Origin of the sequence: Aeromonas sp. HMWF015 (assembly GCF_963878965.1) — a bacterium.
In the GTDB taxonomy this organism is placed as follows: domain Bacteria; phylum Pseudomonadota; class Gammaproteobacteria; order Enterobacterales; family Aeromonadaceae; genus Aeromonas; species Aeromonas veronii.
In genome coordinates this window covers 1-5626 of the sequence record NZ_CAWNZT010000154.1, presented here as the reverse complement: position 1 = coordinate 5626, position 5626 = coordinate 1, and the positions used below count along the sequence as shown (strand labels likewise).

The 5626-nt window shown below is 64.0% G+C and carries 3 protein-coding genes; 1 reads left to right on the top strand and 2 read right to left on the bottom strand.

Annotation, left to right across the window (positions count from 1 at the left end; genetic code table 11):
- Positions 1–1105: MFS transporter (locus AACS18_RS07820; protein WP_108614062.1), on the top strand; the 1105-nt coding region annotated here is incomplete at its 5' end.
- 111 nt (positions 1106–1216) lie between these two features.
- On the opposite strand, the gene nifJ is transcribed toward AACS18_RS07820, so the two are convergent.
- Entirely contained in the window at positions 1217–4762 is a 3546-nt protein-coding gene (nifJ, locus tag AACS18_RS07815) for a pyruvate:ferredoxin (flavodoxin) oxidoreductase (RefSeq protein ID WP_108614061.1), read from the bottom strand.
- Between the two features lie 228 nt (positions 4763–4990).
- The coding region (locus tag AACS18_RS07810; RefSeq protein ID WP_146184872.1) for an alpha-amylase family glycosyl hydrolase at positions 4991–5626 on the bottom strand (636 nt) is incomplete at its 5' end.

Genomic DNA, 5626 nt, shown 5'->3' with positions numbered 1-5626 from the left:
CCTCTCCCAGGATCTGCAGACCCTGCTGGCAGCGCGGGTGCTGCAAGGGCTGGGGGGCGGCGGTCTGATTGCCCTCGCGTTTACCGTGATTGCCGATACCATTCCGCCGCGAGAGGTGGGCAAGTATCAGGGCTACATCTCGGCGGTCTATGCGGTCTCCAGCATCGCCGGCCCCTTGCTCGGCGGCTACTTCACCGAGCAACTCAGCTGGCGCTGGATCTTCTGGATCAATCTGCCGCTCGGGGCGCTGGCAGTCTTTCTCATCAACCGCAACCTCAAGCAGCTCAACGGGCGCCGCCACAGTCGCTTCGACTGGAAGGGGGCGGGTCTGCTGATTACCGTCACCACGCTCACCCTGTTGCTGCTCTCGCCGGAGGCGGCGCTGCCCGCACTCTGGCTCTCGGCGGCGCTGGGCGTTGCGTTGCTGTTGCTCATTCTGATTGAGCGGCGCGCCCACGACCCCATATTGCCTGCCCATCTGGCCCGGTTGCCCGGCTATCTGGTGAGCGTGCTGCTGGTGATGCTCTCCCAGCTGCTGATGTTTGCCGTGCTGGTCTATCTGCCGTTGCAGATGCAGTGGCAGAAGGGGATGAGCGCCAGCGAGAGCGGCGCCATCATGGTTATCTTCATGATTTGCATCACTGCCGGCGCCTTTGTCGGCGGCAAGCTGATTGGTCGTACCGGTCACTACAAGAGCTTTGTTGCGGTGGGCTTTGGCCTTGCGGCGGTGGCGCTCTGGCAGATCCACTTCGATGCCTGGGTCAGGCTGGCGCTCGGGTTTGCCGGTATCGGTCTGGGTCTGGTGCTGCCCGCCCTCTCGGTAGTAGTGCAAAATGCCCTGCCACGGCAGGATCGCGGCATCGGCATGTCGCTGTTCAACTTCGGGCGGGAGCTCGGCGGTGCCGTCGGCGTGGCCATCTGTTCCATGCTGTTTCATTTCCGCCTGCCAGCCGGCAGCGATGGCGATTTGAGCCGGCTCGCCCCCGATCTGCTGGCCCCGGGCTTCAGCGCGACCTATATCGGCATGGCGCTGATCGCCACGCTGGCGCTGCTCATCACATTGCTGGCGCTGAAACGCCACGAGCTGGCCTCCATCAGCGCCTGATTTGGCCTGCGCCGACATTGGCTCACCATAGATAGCATCAGGGCTCCCCGCGGGGAGCTCTGATTGTTATTTGGCGAATAGAGTGGCTGTTGCCATCAAGCCATACGTGGCTTACTCCTGCACCGGACTCTCCTTGCCCGCCAGCTGGCTCAGCCAGGCGAAGCGGCGATTGGCCTCCTGCTCCGCCTCTTGATAGAGCTGGCTGGCCACCTCCGGCAGCTGGCGCTCCAGCCGCTGGAAGCGGGGCTCGTGGCGCAAGGTCTCGGCCAGCGAGGCATTGGGGGCCCGCGAGTCGAGTGCCAGCGGCAGTTTGCCCTCTTCTGCGCGGCGCGGATCGAAGCGGTAGAGCGGCCAGAAGCCGGTGGCGGTCAGCTGCTTCATCTGCTCATGGCTCTCGGCCATGTCGTAGCCATGCTCCTCGCAGGGGCTGTAGGCGATGATGAGCGAGGGGCCCGGGTAGGCTTCCGCCTCCTGAATCGCCTTCACCGTCTGGTTCATCTGGGCGCCGAGGGAGATCTGCGCCACATAGACGTGGCCATACATCATCACGCTGGCGCCGAGATCCTTGCGTCCCTTGCGTTTTCCCTGCTCGCCAAACTTGGTAATGGCCCCGAGTGGCGTCGCCTTCGACTGTTGGCCGCCGGTGTTGGAGTAGCACTGGGTGTCGAGCACCAGCACATTGATGTTCTCCCCCAGACTCAGCACATGGTCGAGCCCGCCAAAACCGATGTCGTAGGCCCAGCCATCGCCGCCGATGAGCCAGACCGATTTTTCCACCAGATAGTCCGCATCGCGAGCCAGCTCAAGGGCCTCCGGAACCTTGCTCTGTTGCAGCAGCTCCCGTAACTGCTGGATACGGGCCCGCTGCTCGGAAACCGGCAGGGTGGCATCGCCGAGCACCTCGCGCAGCGCTGCCGGTATGGTGTCGCCCAGGCTCGCCAGCAGACGGCGCACCCGCTCCCTGTGCTGATCGACGGTGAGGCGGAAGCCTAGTCCGAACTCGGCGTTGTCTTCAAACAGCGAGTTGGCCCAGGCCGGCCCGCGCCCCTCGGCGTTGGTGGTGTAGGGGGTGGTAGGCAGGTTGCCGCCATAAATGGACGAGCAGCCGGTGGCGTTGGCAATCAGTAGCCGATCGCCATAGAGCTGGGTCAGCAGCTTGATGTAGGGAGTCTCGCCACAACCGGAGCAGGCGCCCGAGTATTCAAACAGCGGCGAGATGAGCTGGGAGGTGCGGATGTCGATGCGCTCCAGCTGCTCGGCGCTGCGCTCTGGCAGGTCGAGGAAGAAGTCGTAGTTGGCCTTCTGCTCGTCGAGGTGATCGAGGCGTGAAGCCATATTGATCGCCTTGCGATCCGGGTTGCTGCGATCCTTGGCCGGGCACACCTCGACGCAGAGGTTGCAGCCGGTGCAATCCTCCGGCGCCACCTGCAGCACGTACTGCTGGCCGCGCATGTCACGGGATTTCACATCCAGCGCATCCAGGGTAGCGGGAGCAGCGGCCAGTGCATCCAGTTCTACCACCTTGGCGCGAATGGCCGAGTGGGGACAGGCGGCGACACAGTAGTTGCACTGGGTGCAGAGCTCCGCCTCCCAGATGGGGATCTCCTTGGCGATGTTGCGCTTCTCCCAGCGAGTGGTGCCGACCGGCCAGGTGCCATCCGGCGGGAAGGCGGAGACCGGCAGGCTGTCACCCAGCCCCGCCAGCATGGCGGCGGTGACGGTCTGGACAAAGTCGGGGGCCTTGGCCGAAACCACCGGCGGGCGCGGGCGGCTGGCGGGATCCAGCTCGCCAAGTGGCACCCGGGTCAGGGCGGCGCAGGTTGCCTCCAGTGCCTGCCAGTTGCGTTCGACCAGTGTCTGCCCCTTGCTGCCATAGCTGGTGGCGATGGCCTGCTTCAGCAGGCTGGTCGCCTCTGCGGGGGGAATGATGGCGCTGAGCTGGAAGAAGGCCATCTGCATGACGGTATTGATGCGGTTGCCGAGCTGGCAGTCGCGGGCAATCCTGGCGGCGTTGATGATGTAGAAGCGCGCCTCTTTCTCGCGCAGGGCGTGCTGCACCTCGCTGGGGAGGCGTTGCCAGATCTCCGCTTCGCTGTAGGGGGTGTTAAGCAGGAAGATGCCGCCCGCTTTCAAGCGCTCCGCCATCCGGTACTTGTCGACAAACTGCCACTGATGGCAGCCGATAAAGTCCGCCTCTTCCACCAGATAGGCCGATTGGAGCGGCCGCTCGCCCACCCGCAGGTGAGAGACGGTGAGGCCGCCCGCCTTCTTGGAGTCGTAGACGAAATAGCCCTGCGGATAGAGGTCGGTGTGGTTGCCGAGGATCTTGATGCTGTTCTTGGCCGCCGAGACGGTGCCATCGCTGCCAAGGCCGTAGAAGAGCGCTTCCAGCTTGTGTTGCTGGCTGTGGATGGGGCTTTGCGAATCCAGCGTGGGCAGCGGTAGCGAGAGGCCTGTGATGTCATCGAAGATGCCGACGGTAAAGCGCGGGCGCGGGTTCTCTTGCGCCAGTTCGGCAAACACCGCCAGCGCGCAGGCGGGGCCGAACTCCTTGGAGGAGAGGCCATAGCGGCCGCCGATGACCCGCGGCAGGCTTGCCCGCTCACCTCGGCTGACCGCTTCGGCCAGCGCCGTCATCACGTCGAGATAGAGGGGCTCGGCCTGTGCGCCCGGCTCCTTGGTGCGATCCAGCACGGCGATGGCGCGGGCACTCTCGGGAATCGCGGCCAACAGGTGCTCGGCCGAGAAGGGGCGGAACAGCCGCACCTTCACCAGACCTACCTTCTCCCCTTGAGCCAGCAGGCGCTCGATCACCTCTTCACAGGTGCCGATGGCCGAGCCCATCAGCACCACAATCCGCTCCGCCTGCGGGTGGCCGACATACTCAAACGGCCGGTAGTGGCGGCCGGTCTGTTTGCCAAAAGCCTGCATCGCCTCGCTCACATGGCCATAGGCGGCGTCATACCAGGGGTTGCTCGCCTCCCGACACTGGAAGTAGGTGTCCGGGTTGGCGGCAGTGCCGCGAATGACCGGTTTGTCGGGGGTGAGCGCCCGATCACGATGGGCACGGATGGCATCTGCGGGCAGCAGGGCGCGCAGGGTGTCGTCAGCGAGTGGCGCTATCTTGGCAATCTCGTAGGAGGTACGAAAGCCGTCGAAGAAGTGGATAAAGGGGAGGCGGCTGTTGAGGCTCGCTATCTGGGAGATCAGGGCAAAGTCCTGCGCCTCCTGCACATTGCTGGCACAGAGCATGGCACAGCCGGTCTGGCGCACCGCCATCACGTCCGAGTGATCGCCAAAGATCGATAGCGCATGGGTCGCCACGGTACGCGCCGCCACATGCAGCACGAAGGGGATAAGCTGACCCGCCAGCTTGTAGAGGTTGGGGATCATCAGCAGCAACCCCTGCGACGAGGTAAACGAGGTCGCCAGCGCGCCGGTCTGCAGGGCGCCGTGGACGGCGGCGATGGCGCCCCCTTCCGACTGCATCTCGACAACCCGGGGCACATCCCCCCACAGGTTCTTGCCCCGTTCGCTCGACCAGGCCGACGACAGCTCAGCCATGGCCGAGCTGGGGGTGATGGGGTAGATGGCGATGACTTCGCTGGTGCGGTACGCCACCGAGGCGACTGCGTTATTCCCGTCTGTGGTGATCATCTGTTTTCCACTTTGCTATGCCAGTTTGAAGGCCGATAGTTGCATCGGCAATGGATAGGTCGCAGGCATAGTAAGAGGGGCAATAAGAGCGTATCAAACGGGATAAATAATCAATTAATAAGTCAGTAATAGTGGTTAATTTAATCCCGTCACGTGGGGGCGTGATTTTATGCTGGTAGCCAACGGGAGGTGGCTGACGGGCCATTGACATGGCCCGTCAACACGGGGTTAACCCTGCTCTACTTGCAGCCAGATGGCGCACTGATAAGGGGCGAAGAGTGGCTGCGGTTCGCCTGGGTAATTGGCCAGCAGCAACCGCATCTCGTTTGTCACCTTGTCGAAGTGGGGCATCGGCAAGGGGTTCGCCGTGAGATTGGCGAGCAGCAGCAGGGTGTGCCGCTCTCCGCTGGCCGGAGCTTGCCAGTGGCGGCGATAGCTGATGCGCTCGGGATCATCCCCATCCAGCAGCTCGAAATTGCCGTGGCGAATGACCGGGTGGGCCTTGCGCAGGGCGATGAGCTGGCGATAGCAGTGAAACGGCGAGTCGGGGCGGGCCAGCTGCTCGGCTGCATTGATTGCAACGTGGTTGGCATTGAGGGCAATCCAGGGCGTGGCCGTGCTGAAACCGGCGTAGGGGCCAGCGTCCCACTGCATCGGGGTGCGGGCGTTGTCGCGGCCGATGGCATCGAGTCGCCGACTCAGCTCGGCAGGATCCAGCCCTGACTGGCTGGCGCGGTAGTTGAGCGCCTCCACATCGCGCAGCTCGCCCGGCTGCCAGTGGCGGTTGGTCATGGCGAGCTCCTCCCCCTGATAGATGAAGGGAGTGCCCTGCATCATGTGCAGCACCATGGACCACAGCTTGGC